The following is a 16,381-nucleotide window of genomic DNA, read 5'->3' on the forward strand; positions in this document are numbered from 1 at the left end:
GCGCGCCACCGCACCGCCGCGGACAGTTCTAAATACCTCACCGCTCGCACGGATTCGTCACTCCGTCCGAACGCACACTTCGATACCGTCGGCGTCGGTGACTGCGATCCCGTCTTCTCGTTCCTCAACGACGAACTCGACATCGCCGTCGGCCGCGACCGCGTCGAGCCGTTCTCGCACCGCTTCCAAGGCGGCCGCGTCGGGGACGACCACCTCGAACCACGCGAGCCCGCGCCCCGCGGCCGGCGTCGTCCGCCCCTGCCACGTGTTCGCGCCGAGGTGGTGGTGGTAGTCGCCGGCCGCGACGAACCGGACGTTCGGGCCGGTCATCCCGACCTCGAAGCCGAGGCCGTCGACGTACACCGCCTCGAACGCCGACAGCGAGGTGACTTCGAGATGCATGTGACCCACGTCGGTGCCGGGCGGGACGCGGTCGACGAGGTCGCCGTCGGAGTTCGCTCCTCCCGCCGCCCCGGAGACGCCCTCGATGTCGAGCGGTTCGGTCGCCATCTGCACCGTCCCGTCGTCGTCGACGGGCCACTCCTCGCGGGGGCGGTCGCGGTAGATCTCCACGCCGTTGCCTTCGGGATCGTCGAGGTACAGCGCCTCGCTGACGAGGTGGTCGGAAGCGCCGTCGAGCCGCCACCGCTCTCGCACACGGGCCAGCCCCTCGCCGATCGCGGCGCGTGAGGGAACGCGGAACGCGGTGTGAAAGAGGCCGGCGTCGGTCCGACCCCGCTCCGGGCGATCGGGGTCTCGGTCCAAGACGAGCAGGATGGTCCCGTCGACACCGAGGGTCGCTCGGTCGTCGTCGCGGTCGAGGACCGCGAGGCCGACCACGTCGCGGTAGAACGCGGTCGTCTCGTCGAGGTCTGCGACCCGGAGCGCGGCGCGACCGATCCGCGTCCCGGCGGGGAGTCGGTCGTCGGACGGGGCGGGAGCGTCGAAATCCATGTGATTCGGTACCACCTCCGGCGCGTTCAACGCGTCGGTCGCGGAAGCCCGCGTCGCGCTCGCTCTCTCCCCGCCCGTCTACCCGCGGCGACGCGCCCCGAACCATCCTGAACGTCCGTTAGAATCAAACGGGCACGCGACGGAGAGTCTGGTATGAGCGCCGAACAGGAGACGCGAGCCGTCCGCTGTCTGGTCGCGAAAGTCGGACTCGACGGCCACGACCGGGGCGCACACGTGATCGCGCGGGCGTTTCGGGACGCCGGCTTCGAAGTCGTTTACTCCGGGCTCCACCGCGCGCCCGAGGAGATCGTACAGGCGGCGGTCCAGGAGGACGTGGACGTGCTGGGCATCTCCATCCTCTCAGGGGCGCACAACACGCTCGTTCCGAAGGTGATCGAGGGGCTCAAAAAATACGACGCGTTCGAGGACACCCTGATCCTCGTTGGCGGGATCATCCCCGACGACGACGAGACGGAACTCAAAGCGCTCGGCGTCGCCGAGGTGTTCGGGCCCGGCACACCGATGGAAGAGACGATCGAGTTCATCCGGAACAACCTCCCGGAGCGAGCGTAGATGGGCGGGTCGGACGCACCCGCGCTCAGCGACAGCGACGCCAAGCTCGTCGAGGACCTCCTCGCCGGGAGCCACCGGGCGCTCGCGCGCGTCATCACGCGTATCGAGAACCGTGCGGCCGGCTACCGCGGGATCGTCGCCGCACTCCACGAGCACACCGGCGGCGCGGACGTGATCGGGATCACCGGGGCGCCCGGGGCCGGGAAGTCGACGCTCGTCGACAAGCTCGCGGCCGCCTACCGCGACCGCGGCGACACCGTCGGCGTCGTCGCCGTCGACCCCTCCTCGCCGTACACCGGCGGAGCGGTACTCGGCGACCGGATCCGAATGGCGTCGAACGTCGGCGACATGGACGTGTTCTTCCGGTCGATGAGCGCCCGCGGCCAGCTCGGCGGGCTCTCGATGGCGACCGCGGACGCCGTGAAGGCGCTCGACGCCTTCGGGAAGGACGTTGTCATCATCGAGACGGTCGGCGCCGGCCAGAACGAGGTCGACGTGGTCCGCACCGCGGACACGGTCGCGGTGCTGGTCCAGCCCGGCTCCGGCGACGACGTGCAGACGCTGAAGGCCGGCATCTTGGAGATCGGCGACGTGTTCGTCGTCAACAAGGCGGACATGGACGGCGCGGAGCGCACCCTCGCCGAGCTAGAGGAGATGGTCCACCGGCGCGCGAGCCCGACGAAGGGACTCGACGGGGGGCATCACGGGTTCGAGGTCCCGGACCATCCGGACGACGGGGAGGGAGACGGGGACGACGGGGGGGGAGACGACGAGGCGACGGAGTGGACCCCCGAAGTGCTCCGGACCGTCGCGAACACCGGCGAGGGCGTCTCGGAGCTGATCGAGACGTTCGACGCCCACGCGGCGCACCTCCACGAGTCGGGCGCGATCGAATCGACGAAGCGCCGGCGCTACGCCGAGGAGATCCGCACGCTGGTCCGCTCGGACGTGGGCGCGCTGGCGACCGCGGAGATCGAGCGTCGAGGCGGGATCGACGCGCTCGCCGATTCGGTCCGTCGGCGGGAGACGGACCCGTACAGCCTCGCCGCGGAGATCGTCGACCCGATCGCGGAGTGCGTGGAAGCCGACGGAGGAGACGACGGTCGCCCGGAGCCCGTCGACCGCGACGCGACATGACGGTACGAGGCACGACGGACCCACGCTCCCACGAGATATAAGTCGCCAGCGGACCAACAGGTTTCCATGAAGCTCAGGAACCTCGCCGGGACCGCCCTCCTCGGCGTTGGCGCGATCGCCGCCCTCAACACCGGTCTCCGGTACGAGGGCGAGTTGGAGTCGCCCCTCGACGGCGACGATGGCACGTTCCGCTGGCGCGGGATGAATGTCGCGTACACCGAGGCGGGCGATCCTGACGACCCCGACCTCGTGCTCCTCCACGGCGTCAACGCCGCCGGCTCCGCGGGCGAGTGGCGCGAAGTGTTCGACGACCTGGCCGCGGAACACCACGTGTTCGCCCCCGATCTGCCGGGGTTCGGCCGCTCCGATCGTCCCCCGCTACGTTACTCCGCGGCGCTGTACGAGGATTTCGTCCGCGACTTCCTCGCCGACTTCGACGAGCCCGCCGTCGTCGCCTCGTCGCTGTCGGCGGCGTACGCGGCCGCGGCGGTCGACGAGGCGGGATCGACTGCGGACGGCGTCGAGGTCCGAGGGTTCGTCGGCGTCTGTCCGACGACCGTCGCCGGACCGAGCCCGCCGAAGTCGTGGCTCCGGGAGCTGATCCGGGCACCGCTCGTCGGCGACGCGCTGTTCAACGTTATCGCCTCGAAGCCGTCGATCCGGTATTTCAACGCCGACCACGGCTACGACGACCCGACGAACCCCAGCGACGAGTGGACCGACTACGAGTGGCGGACGGCCCACGTCGAGAACGCGCGATTCGCGCCCGCGTCGTTCGTCTCGGGGTACCTCAACAGCGACCTCGACCTCGCGGCCGCGCTCGCGTCGATGGACGCGGCGCCGACGATCGTCTGGGGGCGCGAGGCCGATGTGAGCCCGCTGTCCGACGGCCGCGACCTCGCCGACGCGTCCGGCGCCCGGCTCGTCGTCTTCGACCGCGCCAAACTGCTGCCGCACGTCGAACATCCGGAGCGGTTCGTCGAGACCGTTGAGGAGAGTCTCGTCGCGAGCGCAGCGGTGTGATCGGTCGGCGTTCGCTCTGAACGTCGGGAGGGAAACGGTCCGGCCGGGGGCACCGCGCTCACTCGTCCCGGCGAACGTACAGCGTCTTCTCGCAGACCGCGTGGACCGTCCCGTCGTCGTCGACCAGCGAGACGAGGTACTCGCGGTCGGTCGACTCGCCGGGCGAAAGCTCCTTGCGGATCGTCTCTATCTCTCCGTCCGTGAGCGCGAACTCCGCGTACAGCGTGTCGCGGCCGGGTTCGAGGAACTCGATCGCGGCCGACTTGTCCCAGACGGTGAAGTCGTCGCCGAGCGTCCGGCGGAGCATCGTCATGTAGACGGGGTCGACCGCGCCGTAGAGGCTCCCGCCGAAGATCGTGCCGACCGCGTTGCGCGTCCGCCAGTTGAACGGGACCCGGATCCGTATGTACCGCCAGTCCGCAGCGATGTGGTCGACCCGAGCACCGGTGCCGCGGTAGGCGGGCAGGAGGTTGAACCCGTGGCGCCACAGCCGGGTGCGGAGGCTCTCCGCCGGCGGGTCCGCTCGGAGGGGCTGGGTGTCCGGATCGCGGTTGACGCCGGTCGGGGAGTCGGTCACATCGGATGGAGGCGACGCCGCGGGCAAACCCGTGTCGGAACCGGCGACAACGTGTGGCCGGTTGTCCCAGCCGATGCTCTCCATCCGCCCCGCCGCGTCCGACGCCGCCCGCCCGAAACGGGTATCCGCGCGCGTCCGCAACCCGACACCGATGGAGTGTGACAGGTGCGGAGACGACGCGATCCACCACGCCGCCTACTCCGGGGCGCACCTCTGTGGCGACCACCTCCGCCGGTCGGTCGAGAAGCGCGCGAAGCGCCGGATCCGCGAGGACACCCTCCTCGACCCGGACGCGACGCCGGACGACCCCGACCGCTGGGTGATCGGCCTCTCGGGCGGGAAAGACAGCGTCGCGCTGACGCAGATCCTCGACGACGTGTTCGGCAAGGACCCCCGCGTCGAGATGCTCGCGTTGACGATCCACGAGGGGATCGAGGGGTACCGCGACGAGAGCATCGACGCCACGATCGAGCTCACGGAGGACCTCTCGATCCGCCACGAGGTCGTCTCCTACGAGGAGGAGTTCGACGTGCAGATGGACGACGTGGTCGAGAGCGACCCGGAGAACATGGCCGCCTGCGCGTACTGCGGCGTGTTCCGGCGGGACCTCCTCGAAAAATACGCCGCCGAGTTCGACGCCGACAAGCTGCTCACCGGCCACAACCTCGACGACGAGGCCCAGACGGCGATGATGAACTTCCTCGAAGGCGACGTGCGACAGGTGGCGAAACACTTCGACGCCTCGCTCGGCCCTTTCGACGAGCGCGGGGGGACCGACGCGTTCGTCCCGCGCGCCAAGCCGCTCCGCGACGTGCCCGAAAAGGAGATCGCCTTGTACTGTCACGTCCGCGACCTCCCGACGCACATGGCGGAGTGCCCCCACTCCTCGGAGGCGTACCGCGGCGAGATTCAGTCGACGATCCACGACCTCGAAGAGAACCACCCCGGCGCCCGCCACTCGATCATGGCCGGCTACGAGGAGCTGTCCGCGCTCGCCGCCGAGGCGTACCGCGAGGGCGGCGACGCCGCCGCCGACTCGCCCGACCTCGGCGAGTGCGAGCGCTGCGGCTCGAAGACGAGCCGCGACGTCTGCCGGAAGTGCCGGCTGCTCGAGTCGATCGAGGCGGCCTGAGTCGGCCGAACCGAATTACCGCACGGAGTCCACCTGTCCGAGCAGGTCGAGCTGGTGGGTGAGGTAGACGAGCTCACCGTCGTCGACCTGTTCTCGACGACGCGCGAGCCACTCGTCGAGCTCGGCGGCCGGATCCTCGGCGGGGTCCCCCGGCGTTACACCGATCGCCGCCGACTCCCCCACGGTCCCGTCGATCACCTCACCGACCGCTTCCTCCACGGTGTCGAGGATGTACCGGAGGAAGAACGCCTCGTCGCCGGGGTAAGGGGACTCGAAAGCGGGTTGCTCGCCCGTCTCCGCGCCCGCGACCGGCCGGACCACCCAGTCCGAGCCGGCGACGCCGAGGAGCGAGGCGCCCTCGATTCGCCGGAGCCGCGCGAGGGCGTCGCCGCCGGTGCGGCTGCTCCCGCCGGGTTTGGCGTCCATGTGCGCGTGGTACCGGCGCTCGATCGTCCGGTCGGCCGGATGCGACGGGCGGAACCGGGTCCCGCCGTCGAACGTGATCGGGAAGTAGTAGGTTCCGCCGGGCGCGAGCGCGCCGAGGAGAGTTTCGAGCCCGTCCAGATCGAGAACATCGAGCAGCGCCATCCCGATCAGGGCGTCCCACTCGCCCGCGTGCGCCTCGGCGTACGCGACCGCGTCTGCGGCGACCGCCTCGACCGTGACCGTGCGCGCGTCGGTCTCGACGAGGAGCGCGTCGGTCTCGCTGTCTCCGACCTCCCCGACCTCCCCGACCTCCCCGACCTCCCCGACGGAGACCGGCTCGTTCCGATCTGCCGCCCACTCCCGGAGGAACCGGTCGAGCCCGGCGAGCGTCCCCGCGTCGCGGTCGACGGCGACGTACCGCGTCTCGCCCGGCGGCAGCAGTTCCCAGTCGATCAGGCGGGCGATCATCGTGCCGATGCCAGCCCCGGCTTCGAGGACGCGAAGCGGTCCCTCGGCCACTGCGGCGCGGTCGGCGAGTCGCTCTCGAAAGAGTCCGACGAGCCGCCGGTCGAGCGCCCGATCGTCGACCGTGCGCTTCGCCCGGAGGTAGCGCCGGAAGGCGGTGGTCTCTGCGTCGGTGCTGGGATTGTCGTCGCCCGTCACGTCGCCACCTCCGGCTCGACGGGGTCGGGCGCGTCGGCGACATCAGCGAGCAGCCGCCTGACCCGGGCCGTCGACTCCGCCCAACTCGGGTGGCGCTCGTACCGCCGTCTGGCGGCGCGACCCATCGCCGCGAGTCGGTCGGGGTCGGTCGCGAACTCGTCGAGCGCGCGGGCGACGGCGACGGGGTCGTCCGGATCGACGAGAACTCCCGTCTCGCCGTCCGCGACCGTCTCGATCGCGCCGCCGGCGCGCGAGGCGATCGCCGGCAGGCCGAAGCTCATCCCCTCCAGGTAGACGATCCCGAACCCCTCGTACCGGGAGGGGACCGCGAGGACGTGGCTCTCACGGAGGGCCTCGGCCAGCTCGGCGTCCGACAGTCGGCCGGTAAAACGCACGCGCTCGTCGAGCCCGCGCTCGCGGACCAGCCGCCGGACCTCGGCGACGTGTTCCTCGTCGACGGCCCGGCCCACGACGGTGAGCTCGATGTCGGCGTCCGCCAGAGCCACCGCCTCGACGAGCGTGTCGAGCCCCTTTCGCGGCTCGATGTTTCCGACGAAAATCGCACCCAGCGGACGATTCCGTGCCCGCGACGCGATTTCGGCGTCGTCGATAGCGGGATCGAACCGGTCGCCGGCGGGCGGGGCGACGACGGTCGAGTCGCGGGCGACGCCGAGGGCTGCGACCGCGTCGCGGGTCGCCGCGCTGTTGCAGACCACGCCGTCGACGGTCGCGAGGTACCGGCGCTCGACCGCGCGGTACAGCGGTGAGAGGCGACGGGGCTCGCTCGCGCGCAGGTGGTGGACGATACTCACGATCGGGTACGGCAGGTCGCGGTTGGCGAGAAGCAGTGAGGGGTGCGCGAGCTCGTCTTGGAGCATCACGTCGACGTCGACGCGGAGGCGGTCCCCGAAGTCGGGAAGCGCGTTGTCGAGCAGCCCGCGCGGGTACGTTCGCCACGGGAGTTCGACGACCTCCACGGTGTCGCCGGCCCGGCGGAGGCCCTCGACCAGCTTCCGGTCGTAGCGGAACCCCCCGGACTGCTCGGCGAGGCTCCCGTACAGCGCGAGCCCGACCCTCATACCGGCGCATCGTAGGTCGCGGCGGCCGCGTCGTCCTCCCAGACCGTCACGGCCAGTTCGCCCACGGTCTCGTCGGTCACCGCGTCGGTCACGCGCTCGAAGATCACGCGGGCGAAGCGCTCGACGCTGGGGTTGTCTCCCTCGAACTCGGGGAGATCGTTGAGCAGTTCGTCACGGTAGCGGTCGGCGAGGTCGGCGAGCGCCGCCTCGGCGTCGTCGATGTCGACGAGGTAGTCGTACTCGTTCAGCTCGGGGCCGCGGAAGGTCAGCTCCACCTCGAAGCGGTGAGAGTGCGGCACGCCCTCGGGCCCCGGATCGGGGACCGTGAGGTAGTGTTGGGCCACGAAATCGGTTAGGACCGTCGTCGCGTACATGGGCCGATCCACGGACGCGACGCACCTAAATCCGGAGGGCTGCGGTAGAGAGGGGCGGGGAGTCGCCGTCACAGGTAGCCGAGCGCCTCGAGCCGCTCGCGCTCGCCCGTCTCGCCGTGGACCCGACCCACCGGCAGCGGCTCCGGCGGGTCGAGTTCGGGATCGAGGATCCCGCGGTCGACGCCCGTCGCCTCCGCCCACGGGACGGCGAGGAGGGCGGGCACCGGTGTGTGCATGGGGTGCCCGTACAGCCCCCACTCGCCGAAGAGGTTGCCGTGGTCGGCGGTGACCGCGACGCGCCCGTCGACGTTGTCGAGGAGCGTCGCCACTTCGCTAAGCACGTGCCGAAGGTTCGCCTCGTAGGCCCGCCAGACGCGCTCGGTCGAGACCTCTCCGCGCCGGAGCGACACCCACGGATTCCCGTCGTTGCTGTGGCTTCCGGTCCGAGCCAGCCCGTCGTCGCCGTCGAGCGGGTCAGGGACGAACGGGTGGTGCGGCTGCATGTAGTGGACGACGAGCCGCTCGGGGTCGCGCTCGCGGGCCAGCGCGACGGCGCGATCGGTGACCGCCGCCGCCGGCACGGTACCGAGGTCGTCGTCCCAGGCGTACTTCCACACCTCGTCGAGCGCGGCGAACGCGGTGGCGTCGAGGTAGCGATCGGTCCACGTGTTGCCCGTCACCATGACGGTCCACGGTGTCTCCGGGTGGTTCACGAACGTGTTCTCCAGCCACTCCGAGGAGGAGCTGCCGACCGATCGGACCGTCTCAACGTGACCGAAGAAGTCGAAATCGGACGCGATCGAGCGCAACAGGTCGGCCCGGCAGGCGTCGAGGACGACGAGAACGTCCCACTCTCGGTCGAAGACGTTCGTCCCGTAGTCGAGCCGCCGCCCGACGGCCTGCAGCCCGCGCAGGTAGGCGGTCCCGAGGCGGCTCATTCCCGGCTCTCGTCTCACGGCCGCCGTTCGGACCGCGTCGACTAAACCGCACCGGCGAGGCGGTCGACGAGTCGCCGGGACACCTATACGTCTCGCCGCCTCGGTACGACCGTGAACTGTCTGTTCGTGGGAGCGGGGTCGATCGCGCCGGAGTACGCCGCCGGCCTGTCTGGGAGTTCACTGTCGCTGGCCGGCGTCGTCGACCTCGACGCGGACCGCGCTGCAGCGCTCGCCGCGGATCACGACTGCCCGTCGTTCACGGATCTGGAGACGGCGCTTTCGGCGGTCGACGCGCCGCTCGTGGTGAACCTGACGAGCCACGCCGCCCACGCGCCGGTGACGCGGACCGCGCTGGAGGCAGACCGTCACGTCTACTCGCAGAAGCCGCTCGCGCTCGACGCCGACGAGGCGAAGGCGCTGGTGGCGCTCGCCCGTGAACGCGACCTCGGACTGGGCTGTGCGCCCGGGACGCCGCGAGCGCCCTCCCAACGCCGCGCGGGTCGACTCCTCGCCGACGGTCGGCTCGGCCCGGTGGGACTGGGGTACGCCCACGCCCACGTCGGCCGCGTGACCGACTGGCACGACCGCCCCGACTCCTTTCTCGAAATCGGACCCCTGTACGACGGCGCGGTGTACCCGCTCGCGCTGCTGGCCTCGTGGTTCGGGCCCGTCGAGCGCGTTCGCGTCGCCGACGCTCTCGACGTCTGGCCCGAGCGGGAGGACCGACGACCGTCGACGCCGAGCCACGTCGAGGCGACGCTAGCGTTCGCGGCGGGTCCGACGGTCAGGCTGACCGCGAGCTTCTACGCGCCCCACCGGAGCCGGGAGTTCTACGGGCTGGAGCTCCACGGCGACGACGGCTCGCTGTACCTCAAGGGAACCGGCGCGATGGAGACCGGCCGCGATCACGTCCGGTTCGGCCGCGTCGGACGGGAGTACGTGAGCGCGCCGCCGACCTCTCCCGAGGAGCCGTACGAGTACGTCGGCGCCGTCGAGCGCCTCGCCGCGACGATCGAGGCGGGCTCGCCGTCCCGGGCCGGCGGCCGCCGGGGCGCCCACGTCGTCGCCGTCTGTAACGCGATCGAGGCGGCCGCCGGGGGCGAGGGGCCAGTCGTCGTCGACGACTGCGGAGCGACCGCCGACCCGCCGCCGGCGCCGGTCGTCAGACCGGCGACGACCACCGAGAGCGACGCGGGACGCGAGAGCGAGAAGGGCCCGGGCGCTGCCGCGATCCGGCTCCCCGCGGTCGGATTCGGCTGCTCGCGCTACCGCGACGGAGAGTACGTCGACCGAGTCGACTCGATCGCGACCGCGCTCGACGCCGGGTACCGCCTCCTCGACTCCGCCGAGCTGTACGGGAACGAACACCGGATCGGGGAGCTGCTCGCCGCGCCGGGCGCGCCGGACCGCGAGCGCGTGTTCCTCCTCGGAAAGGCGTGGCGTACCAATCACCGCCGCGAACACCTGCTCGCCGCCTGCGCTGGCAGCCGCGAGGAGCTGGGGATCGACGCGTTCGACTGCTACGCGCTCCACTGGCCGTCGGCGCTCGAACACCGGGGCGAGCTGAATCGTCTCGCCGAGAAGCCGGTTGAGCGACAGGAGACGCTCACCTTTCCAGAGGGAGAGGACGGCGAGCCCGCGACCGCCGACGTGGCGCTCGCGACGGCGTGGCGGAACCTGGAGGCCGTCCACGAGCGGGGGTGGGCCCGGACGCTCGGGATCTGTAACGTCTCGCGGGCGCAACTGGAGACAGTGCTGGAGACGGGCGAGATCGACCCGGCGCTTGTACAGGTGGAGCGGCACCCGTATCGACCCCGGAACGGGCTCGTCGAGCTCTGTCACGGGCGGGGAATCCGCGTCGTCGCGCACTCGCCGCTGTCGGCGCCCGGCCTCCTCGACGAGCCCGTCCTGAACGCGATCGGAACGGAGCGAGGGCTCTCACCCGCCGAAGTCGTCATCGCGTGGAACGCTTCTCAAGGAGTCGTCCCGATCCCGTCCAGCACCGCCGAGTCGCACGTCGTCTCGAACCTGGCCGCCGGGAGCGAGCGACTGACTGCTGACGAGGTCGCGCGCATCGATGCCCTGCGGGATCCGAACTTCGAGCGGTAGTGCGGTCGGAACCACCTCGAGCCACCGATTCGGCGGTATTTCTATGTGACTGAAGTGCGTATATGTGATATGGCAACAACCGGAGCGCAGCAGCCCGCGGTCGACGTCGGATCGTTGAACGGGCTCCACTGGATCGGTATCATCGCGGCCCTGGTCTCTGCCGCCGTCCACCTCCTCATCGGCGTCAGGATGTTTCCCTCCGCCATGGGAATCAGCTTCATCCTCGCGGGGCTCGGCTTCATCGGCGGCGTCGGCCTCCTCGTGATCGACTACCGTCGGCGCGCGGTGTACGCGGTCGGAATCCTCTTCACCCTCGTCCAGATCGTCTTGTGGTACGTCATCAACTTCGCAGGAGGCACGAAGTCGTTCCCGGCCGACGTCGGGACGCTCGGCGCCATCGACAAGATCGCACAGGTCGTGTTGATCGCCGTTCTGGTCGCCCTACTGCGTCGATAGCCGTGCCGACGCGGAACCGCCGATCGCGACGCGAGGGCGTCGCCCCGATCACCGAGGCGAGGGGTACCGAGTAGATGGCCGAGGCTCGCCGGCGACGATCCGTTCGCGTCGGGGTCGGAGTCGGGCTCCCGCTCGTCGCCGCGGTCGCACTCGTGGCCCTCCTGTTGCGACTGTTCCCCGTGGACGCGACGAGCCAGTGGGGACTCTTTCCCGCTGTCGTCGCCGGCGTCTGCTGGGCCGGACAGCTCTGGTACGTCGGCTATGGTCTCGATCCGGGGCGGCTGACCGGCGGATTCTGGCGGCGGCTGCTCGGGCTGGCGAACGTGGTCACGCTCGTTCGGGGCGCGCTGTACGCCGTCGTCGCCGGGTTCGTCGTCGTGCCGTCCGAGACGGCGCTCGCGTGGGTGCCAGCGCTGTGTTACGGGACCGGCGTCGCCCTCGACAAGCTCGACGGGATCGTCGCCCGGACGGTCGGTCGACAGACGGAGCTCGGCCGCCGGCTTGACATGGCGTTCGACACGTTCGGGTTCGTCGTCGCGCCGCTGGTAGCGGTGCTGTGGGGGTTGCTGCCGGTCTGGTACCTCTCGATCTCCGCCGCACGCTACGTCTTTCGCGGGGCCGTGTGGCTGCGGCGCGTCCGCGGGCTCCCAGTCGGGGACCTTCCCGACAGCGACCTCGGAAAGTACCTCGCGGGAGTCCAAATGATATTTGTGACGATCGCCCTCGCCCCACTGGCGCCGACGGATCTCGTCTGGATCCTCGCGCCGGTCGTTCTCGCCCCGTCGCTGGCGGTGTTCACGCGGGACTACCTCGCCGTCAGCGGGCGGATCGGACGGGGCGTCGACGACGCCCAGTGACTCACTCGTACTCCAAGATGACCTGTACCGCGTCGTCGGGCGCCGAGTCGAGCAGCTCGTACGCCTCCGGTGCGCGCTCGAAGGGGATCCGGTGGGTGATCAGCTCGTCGGCGGGGATCCAGTCGAGCCGATCGAGCGCCGCGTCCATGCGCCGGTCGCGGTCCCAGCGGCCGCGCAGTTCCGGGCTGATCGTCGACACCTGACTGGAGACGATGTCGATGCGGTTCCGGTGGAATCGCCCGCCCAGATCGATCGGCTCGCGTTTGGTCCCGTACCACGAGCCGACGACGATCCGCGCGTCGTAGCCGACGACCCCGATCGCATCGTCCAGCGCGCTCGGCTGGCCGGACAGCTCGATCGCGAGATCGGCGCCGTCGACGGCGAGGTCCGCGCCGGCGGGATCGGCGTCACCGAGCTCGGTCGGCGTCGTCGTTCGGTCAGCGCCGAACTCCGCGGCGAGCGCCCGGCGGCGCTCGATCGGGTCGACCACGACGAGCGACTCCAGCGGAAACGCGGCCAGCAGTCGGGTGACGCAGAGCCCGATCACCCCGGCACCGAACACCACGACTCGCTCTCCGAGCCGAGGGGCGGCGTCGAGGACGATGTTCGTCGCGGTCTCGACCGACGGGAGCAACGACCCGGCGGCCGGCGTCGTCTCCGGCGGGAGTGCGACCACCGAGTCGGGGGTCGCGCAGAAGCTCGTTTGGTGCGGGACGAACGAGAACACTGACCGGCCGACCCAGTTCGGATCGACGTCGCTACCGACCTCGCGGACAACGCCGCTCGCGGCGTAGCCGTACCGGAGCGGGTACGACAGATCCCCGTCGAGCGCATCAAGGGTCTCGTCGGCCGGGAGGTCGGCCGGCGTCTGGTCGCGATACACGAGCAGTTCCGTCCCGGCGCTTATCGCCGACGCGCGGGTGTCGACGAGGAGTTCGTCTGCGGCCGGCGGGCCGACCGCCGTCTCCCGCACCTCGACGGTCTCCGGGGCCGTAAAGTAGAGCGCGGTGTCGGTCATCGGATCGCGAACTCGGTCCGGCCGCGGGCGACGCCCGAGCGACGCCGCAGGCCTCGGATCGGTTGGTGACGTGACACGTAGCGTCCAAAGGACCGTGCGATGTTAAGTCCTCGCGCCGTCCGGGAGGCGCGTCGAACCCGGCGGGTGGACAGATGAGTGGACGCGCCGGAACGAATCGAAAGCGGAAGCAAAAACCGTGTCGGCGATCGATCGCTGCGGGACGCTTACCGAATGACGTCGAGCCCGTTGCTCTTCTCGGTCGGCTCGCTGCCGCCGTCCGACTCCCACGCTCCCTGCTCGGTGCCGCCCGAGACCGCCGCGTTGCCGGCGGTCCCGTTCGTCTCTGCCGCCCGCGAGCGCGAGTCGCCGAGGTCGTCGCTGTCCACCGCGGCGCGAGACTTGTCGGCCTGCTTCTGTGTCGAGGGGCCGAGCACCTGCGCGCTCTGGACACCCGTCATGATCGCCATGACGCGGACCTTCCCCTTGTACTCGTCCTGGATGCGGGCGCCCCAGATCACGTTGGCGCTCGCCTCCAGCCGTTCGGTGATGTTGTTCGCGATCCCTTCCGCCTCTTTCAGCGTGAGGTCCGGGCCGCCCGTGATGTGGACGAGCCCACCGGAGGCGCCGCGGTAGTCGACATCCAGGAGCGGGTGGTTCATCGCGTCGCTGACCACCTCTTGGGTCTTGTTCTTGTCCTGGGTCTCACCGACGAGCATGACCGCGACGCCGCCCTGATTCATGATCGTCGACATGTCGGCGTAGTCGAGGTTGATGAGGCTCGGCTGGGTGATCGTCTCGGAGATCCCCTTTACCGTCTCCGCGATGATCTGGTCCATCACGGAGAACGCCTTTCCGATCGGCAGATTCGGTACGTAGTCGAGCAGTCGGTTGTTGTCGAGGACGATGATCGAGTCGGCCTCGTTACGGAGGCTCTCTAACCCTTCCTCGGCTTTCACCGTGCGGGCGCGCTCGACGTTGAACGGGGTCGAGACCATCCCGACGACGATGGCGCCCTGATCTTTGGCGATCTTCGAGACAACTGGCGCCGCACCAGTGCCGGTGCCGCCGCCCATCCCGGCGGTGACGAAGACGAGGTCGGCGTCGCCGAGAACCTCTTTGATCGTCCCCTGGGCCATCTCGGTGGCACGCTCCCCCATCTTGGGGTCGCCGCCGGCGCCGAGCCCCTGCGTGAGCGACTTGCCCACGAGGATCTTGGTGTCGGCCTCGATCATCTTGAGGTGCTGTTTGTCCGTGTTGATCGCGACGGTGTCGGCGCCGTCGACGCCGATGTTGTACAGCCGGTTGACCGTATTGTTACCGGCGCCGCCGGCACCGACGATGACAATCCGGGGGTCCCCGAACTCGTCGTCGTCCATGCTGACGTCCATGTCGCGCTTTTCCGCTTCCGCATTGTCGAGGGCGTCCTGAACGAGATCTTGCATCAGTTTACACCTTCGCCCAGTTGCGGTTGCGGCTGCGCTCGTCGCGCTCGCCGTCCTGTTCGTTCAACATGTCGCGGACAGCCGACCGGATCGCCTCGCTCCGGTTCGGGAACTCGCCCGTCTCGACCATCTGTTCGACCTCGTCTATCTGCTGTTTCGGTATTCGTAGTGTCACACGCTCCATTGTATTCCCCCGGTAAGACGGCGACCACGCGACGCGTGTGTCTTACAGCGACAGATCGCCCGACGACGGAGGGACACCCCGACTCGGACGGCCGCTGTAAGACGACCGTCTTACGCAATTGAAGTCACCGAGGCTACTAATATAAAACTACCGGCGGTTGTAAGACAGATCTCAGGAATGCCAGATATTGGGCGTATACTCGGCTGTGTCGGCCGATCAACGATCCTTTAGTACGTCGGCAGCGGGGGTCCTACGTCCACAACCCGGGCAAAACGCCCAGTCGGTCCGAAGCTCGTCGCCGCAATCACAGAACGCTCGGTGGGACTGCTTTTCACCGCAGTTCGGGCAGTAAACGTGGTCAGTGGGGACGTTTTCGCCACATCCGCCACAGGCGTTTTCTCGCGTTTGCACGTCTGGATCGGTGGGCGTCTTACGCGTCTGCGCGTCGGCGTCCGCCGTCGCCTCACGAGTCACACTCGCGTCGTCCTTGTCGGCGCTCGGGGCGTCGAGCGTGACGTTTACGTTGATATCGCCGGCGTTTCCGGGCGTATACGCCGCGGGAGACGCCGCCGATCGGCCGCCGAGTCGGTCGTCCAACGCGGCGTCGAGTCGATCGGCGATGAGGTCGTCGATCCGATCGGCCAACGCGGCGTCGACCGTCGCGTCCGTCGCGTCCGACGCGTCCGCATCGTCGCCGACGGCGCCGTCGAGGTGAGTCCGCAGGGCCTCCCGCATCACCTCGCTTTTGGAGGCGTCACACGCTTCCAGCTGCTCGACGAGGTCGTCGTCGGCCCGGAAGGTGATCTTGCTCATACCGAACCGATATCAACCCTCACTACAAGTATCTTCTCCTCGTGTCCGACGATCGACAGACACGTTTCAGCGGCGCGAAACGTGCGCCTCCGTCACCGTCCGGAGACCGTGTGGCATGGACACACATGTCTGACGCAGGTTTATACGGCCCGCGTGGGCATACGTGAGTATAATGAGTAACCGCGTCGAGGACCTCGAACGACAGGTCGCGGAGCTACAGGCGGCGGTCAACGGGCTCACCGAGGAGCTCGTCGAGATGAAAGAGCGCGTCCGACAGGTGGAAGACGCTCAAGAGGTGTCCGTCGCGGCCGACGCCGCCGAATCGGCGGAGCCGGCACAGAGCGAATCGACCGACGCGGCCGCCGAGGAGTCCAAAGCGACCGGCGGCGAGCGCCGGACCCACTCCGATGATCACGTCGAAGTCGTTGAGCGGACCGACGACGGGCCCGCGGCCGACGACGCCGGAACGGCCGACAGCGACTCGGGTGGGTCTGAAGGCGACGACGTTCTCGTCCCCGAACAGGAGGCGACGACACCCGACGCCGAGGCCGCCACGACCGAGGGGCCGGACGCGGAGGAGAAGGGCGACGAGGAGTCCGACAGCGACATCATCGTCGCGTAATCCG

Annotated in this window: 18 protein-coding genes; 8 read left to right on the top strand and 10 right to left on the bottom strand. The window is 69.6% G+C overall.

The window, feature by feature from the left end; translation table 11 throughout:
* Positions 1-57: 57 nt before the first annotated feature.
* The gene (locus HLAC_RS02530; RefSeq protein WP_012659746.1) at positions 58-954 is read right to left on the bottom strand and encodes a VOC family protein; all 897 of its coding nucleotides are present in this window, start codon (positions 952-954) and stop codon (positions 58-60) included.
* 153 nt (positions 955-1,107) lie between these two features.
* On the opposite strand from HLAC_RS02530, the gene HLAC_RS02535 reads away from it, so the two are divergent.
* The 3 genes from HLAC_RS02535 to HLAC_RS02545 all read left to right on the top strand — a co-directional run bounded on the left by HLAC_RS02535 (position 1,108) and on the right by HLAC_RS02545 (position 3,687).
* Positions 1,108-1,527: a cobalamin B12-binding domain-containing protein gene (locus HLAC_RS02535; RefSeq protein WP_012659747.1), complete on the top strand. Its 420-nt coding sequence runs from the start codon at positions 1,108-1,110 to the stop codon at positions 1,525-1,527.
* On the top strand, positions 1,528-2,664 hold the full coding sequence (gene meaB / locus HLAC_RS02540) for a methylmalonyl Co-A mutase-associated GTPase MeaB (protein WP_012659748.1): 1,137 nt from the start codon (positions 1,528-1,530) through the stop codon (positions 2,662-2,664). It abuts the gene before it with no gap.
* Between the two features lie 66 nt (positions 2,665-2,730).
* Positions 2,731-3,687 (top strand): alpha/beta fold hydrolase, encoded by a 957-nt coding sequence (locus tag HLAC_RS02545; protein ID WP_012659749.1) that lies wholly within the window; start codon positions 2,731-2,733, stop codon positions 3,685-3,687.
* A 58-nt stretch (positions 3,688-3,745) separates the two neighbouring features.
* Here HLAC_RS02545 and HLAC_RS02550 read toward each other — a convergent pair whose 3' ends face one another.
* Positions 3,746-4,264 carry a DUF4442 domain-containing protein gene (locus HLAC_RS02550; protein ID WP_012659750.1) on the bottom strand — a complete coding sequence of 173 codons (519 nt, stop codon included), beginning with the start codon at positions 4,262-4,264 and terminating at the stop codon, positions 3,746-3,748.
* A 151-nt stretch (positions 4,265-4,415) separates the two neighbouring features.
* Between HLAC_RS02550 and ncsA the strand changes: the two genes are divergently transcribed.
* Positions 4,416-5,396 carry a tRNA 2-thiolation protein NcsA gene (gene ncsA, locus HLAC_RS02555; RefSeq protein ID WP_012659751.1) on the top strand — a complete coding sequence of 327 codons (981 nt, stop codon included), beginning with the start codon at positions 4,416-4,418 and terminating at the stop codon, positions 5,394-5,396.
* A gap of 15 nt (positions 5,397-5,411) precedes the next feature.
* Here ncsA and HLAC_RS02560 read toward each other — a convergent pair whose 3' ends face one another.
* The 4 genes from HLAC_RS02560 to HLAC_RS02575 all read right to left on the bottom strand — a co-directional run bounded on the left by HLAC_RS02560 (position 5,412) and on the right by HLAC_RS02575 (position 8,876).
* Entirely contained in the window at positions 5,412-6,485 is a 1,074-nt protein-coding gene (locus HLAC_RS02560) for a hypothetical protein (protein ID WP_012659752.1), read from the bottom strand.
* Positions 6,482-7,564 (bottom strand): glycosyltransferase family 4 protein, encoded by a 1,083-nt coding sequence (locus HLAC_RS02565; protein ID WP_012659753.1) that lies wholly within the window; start codon positions 7,562-7,564, stop codon positions 6,482-6,484. Before HLAC_RS02565 ends, HLAC_RS02560 begins: the two co-directional genes overlap by 4 nt.
* Positions 7,561-7,938: a 6-pyruvoyl trahydropterin synthase family protein gene (locus HLAC_RS02570; protein ID WP_012659754.1), complete on the bottom strand. Its 378-nt coding sequence runs from the start codon at positions 7,936-7,938 to the stop codon at positions 7,561-7,563. Before HLAC_RS02570 ends, HLAC_RS02565 begins: the two co-directional genes overlap by 4 nt.
* 68 nt (positions 7,939-8,006) lie before the next feature.
* Positions 8,007-8,876 carry an alkaline phosphatase family protein gene (locus HLAC_RS02575; RefSeq protein WP_012659755.1) on the bottom strand — a complete coding sequence of 290 codons (870 nt, stop codon included), beginning with the start codon at positions 8,874-8,876 and terminating at the stop codon, positions 8,007-8,009.
* 111 nt (positions 8,877-8,987) lie between these two features.
* On the opposite strand from HLAC_RS02575, the gene HLAC_RS02580 reads away from it, so the two are divergent.
* The 3 genes from HLAC_RS02580 (at position 8,988) to HLAC_RS02590 (ending at position 12,298) form a co-directional block, all read left to right on the top strand.
* The gene (locus HLAC_RS02580; protein WP_012659756.1) at positions 8,988-10,985 is read left to right on the top strand and encodes an aldo/keto reductase; all 1,998 of its coding nucleotides are present in this window, start codon (positions 8,988-8,990) and stop codon (positions 10,983-10,985) included.
* A gap of 69 nt (positions 10,986-11,054) precedes the next feature.
* Positions 11,055-11,441 (top strand): DUF7475 family protein, encoded by a 387-nt coding sequence (locus HLAC_RS02585; RefSeq protein ID WP_012659757.1) that lies wholly within the window; start codon positions 11,055-11,057, stop codon positions 11,439-11,441.
* A gap of 74 nt (positions 11,442-11,515) precedes the next feature.
* Complete coding sequence (locus HLAC_RS02590) at positions 11,516-12,298, top strand: CDP-alcohol phosphatidyltransferase family protein (RefSeq protein ID WP_012659758.1); 783 nt, start codon at positions 11,516-11,518, stop codon at positions 12,296-12,298.
* Position 12,299: 1 nt separating this feature from the next.
* Here the strand turns inward: HLAC_RS02590 and HLAC_RS02595 are convergent, their stop codons facing one another.
* From HLAC_RS02595 to HLAC_RS02610, 4 genes are all read right to left on the bottom strand, one after another.
* The gene (locus HLAC_RS02595; RefSeq protein WP_012659759.1) at positions 12,300-13,316 is read right to left on the bottom strand and encodes a zinc-dependent alcohol dehydrogenase; all 1,017 of its coding nucleotides are present in this window, start codon (positions 13,314-13,316) and stop codon (positions 12,300-12,302) included.
* 224 nt (positions 13,317-13,540) lie between these two features.
* Positions 13,541-14,758, bottom strand: coding sequence for a cell division protein FtsZ (ftsZ, locus tag HLAC_RS02600; RefSeq protein ID WP_012659760.1), 1,218 nt, complete (start codon positions 14,756-14,758; stop codon positions 13,541-13,543).
* A 4-nt stretch (positions 14,759-14,762) separates the two neighbouring features.
* Positions 14,763-14,942 carry a ribbon-helix-helix domain-containing protein gene (locus HLAC_RS02605; RefSeq protein WP_012659761.1) on the bottom strand — a complete coding sequence of 60 codons (180 nt, stop codon included), beginning with the start codon at positions 14,940-14,942 and terminating at the stop codon, positions 14,763-14,765.
* 216 nt (positions 14,943-15,158) lie between these two features.
* Positions 15,159-15,755 carry a double zinc ribbon domain-containing protein gene (locus tag HLAC_RS02610; protein WP_012659762.1) on the bottom strand — a complete coding sequence of 199 codons (597 nt, stop codon included), beginning with the start codon at positions 15,753-15,755 and terminating at the stop codon, positions 15,159-15,161.
* A gap of 172 nt (positions 15,756-15,927) precedes the next feature.
* Here HLAC_RS02610 and HLAC_RS02615 point away from each other — a divergent pair, with 172 nt between their 5' ends.
* The gene (locus HLAC_RS02615; protein ID WP_012659763.1) at positions 15,928-16,377 is read left to right on the top strand and encodes a DUF7518 family protein; all 450 of its coding nucleotides are present in this window, start codon (positions 15,928-15,930) and stop codon (positions 16,375-16,377) included.
* Positions 16,378-16,381: the final 4 nt, after the last annotated feature.

It is taken from the genome of Halorubrum lacusprofundi ATCC 49239, assembly GCF_000022205.1.
In the GTDB taxonomy this organism is placed as follows: Archaea; Halobacteriota; Halobacteria; order Halobacteriales; family Haloferacaceae; genus Halorubrum; species Halorubrum lacusprofundi.

Coding starts and splice junctions, on each gene's coding strand:
- HLAC_RS02530 (WP_012659746.1), bottom strand. CDS start 954: ATGGATTTCGACGCTCCCGCCCCGTCCGACGACCGACTCCCCGCCGGG.
- HLAC_RS02535 (WP_012659747.1), top strand. CDS start 1,108: ATGAGCGCCGAACAGGAGACGCGAGCCGTCCGCTGTCTGGTCGCGAAA.
- meaB (WP_012659748.1), top strand. CDS start 1,528: ATGGGCGGGTCGGACGCACCCGCGCTCAGCGACAGCGACGCCAAGCTC.
- HLAC_RS02545 (WP_012659749.1), top strand. CDS start 2,731: ATGAAGCTCAGGAACCTCGCCGGGACCGCCCTCCTCGGCGTTGGCGCG.
- ncsA (WP_012659751.1), top strand. CDS start 4,416: ATGGAGTGTGACAGGTGCGGAGACGACGCGATCCACCACGCCGCCTAC.
- HLAC_RS02565 (WP_012659753.1), bottom strand. CDS start 7,564: ATGAGGGTCGGGCTCGCGCTGTACGGGAGCCTCGCCGAGCAGTCCGGG.
- HLAC_RS02570 (WP_012659754.1), bottom strand. CDS start 7,938: ATGTACGCGACGACGGTCCTAACCGATTTCGTGGCCCAACACTACCTC.
- HLAC_RS02575 (WP_012659755.1), bottom strand. CDS start 8,876: ATGAGCCGCCTCGGGACCGCCTACCTGCGCGGGCTGCAGGCCGTCGGG.
- HLAC_RS02585 (WP_012659757.1), top strand. CDS start 11,055: ATGGCAACAACCGGAGCGCAGCAGCCCGCGGTCGACGTCGGATCGTTG.
- HLAC_RS02590 (WP_012659758.1), top strand. CDS start 11,516: ATGGCCGAGGCTCGCCGGCGACGATCCGTTCGCGTCGGGGTCGGAGTC.
- HLAC_RS02595 (WP_012659759.1), bottom strand. CDS start 13,316: ATGACCGACACCGCGCTCTACTTTACGGCCCCGGAGACCGTCGAGGTG.
- ftsZ (WP_012659760.1), bottom strand. CDS start 14,758: ATGCAAGATCTCGTTCAGGACGCCCTCGACAATGCGGAAGCGGAAAAG.
- HLAC_RS02605 (WP_012659761.1), bottom strand. CDS start 14,942: ATGGAGCGTGTGACACTACGAATACCGAAACAGCAGATAGACGAGGTC.
- HLAC_RS02610 (WP_012659762.1), bottom strand. CDS start 15,755: ATGAGCAAGATCACCTTCCGGGCCGACGACGACCTCGTCGAGCAGCTG.
- HLAC_RS02615 (WP_012659763.1), top strand. CDS start 15,928: ATGAGTAACCGCGTCGAGGACCTCGAACGACAGGTCGCGGAGCTACAG.